Consider the following 725-nt stretch of genomic DNA (forward strand, 5'->3'; position numbering starts at 1 on the left):
GCGTCCTTGGGGAGGGTCTTGCGGGCGAGGAAGGTCGCGATCCACTCGCGGCGCACCTTCTCGGCCGCGTTCCACGCCTTGTTGTTGGCGATGAGCACCTTCCGCTCCGCGGACTTCTCGGCCCGCTCCTCCTCGGCCTCCTCCTCGGTCTGCGGCTGCTCGGGGGCTCCGTAGGCGTAGGTGAATCCGGCAGCGGTCGGGTCCTGAACCAGGAGCGTGACCTCGACCTCGCCGCGCCAGCTGGTGTCGATGAGCACTCCGCGTCCGGGAACGGCCGCGACCTGCTCGGGAGTGACACTCTTCCCGTCCTCGCCGCGCAGCTGCCGCACCGGCGTCCACGTCGCTGAGTCGCCGTAGGCGTCGGAGCGGGTGAGGATCTGGAAGCCGTTGCCGGTGTACTCGGCGGCGGTCGCTGCGAGGAGCGCCTGGTGCGCGGCCTCGTCGCGGAGGGTCTGCGCGGTGTGCTCGAACTGGGCCGGGTCGTGGGTGGCGACCTCGATCAGGGTCGCGCGGGCGTCGGCGTCGTCCTCGAACTCCAACAGCACCGCCGCCTGGTCCAGGGTCAGCTCGTGCTCGTGCAGAACGGACGTGACGGTCGCGGACTCCGCGACCGCAAGCCCCTTCTTCACCGCGTCGGTCTTGGTGCCGGTGCGCTTGGCGATCGCTGCGGCGGACACGCCCTCGAACGCGAGCTGCGCCCACGCGGCGGTGCGGTCCGCGACGCT

General features: G+C 71.4%; 1 pseudogene. It reads right to left on the bottom strand.

Annotated features, from left to right (window positions below):
- Window positions 1-725 (bottom strand): annotated as a pseudogene (locus C5C57_RS18280) (chromosome partitioning protein); the annotation flags it as partial.

The organism is Rathayibacter sp. AY1C5 (assembly GCF_002931705.1).
Taxonomy (GTDB): domain Bacteria; phylum Actinomycetota; class Actinomycetes; order Actinomycetales; family Microbacteriaceae; genus Rathayibacter.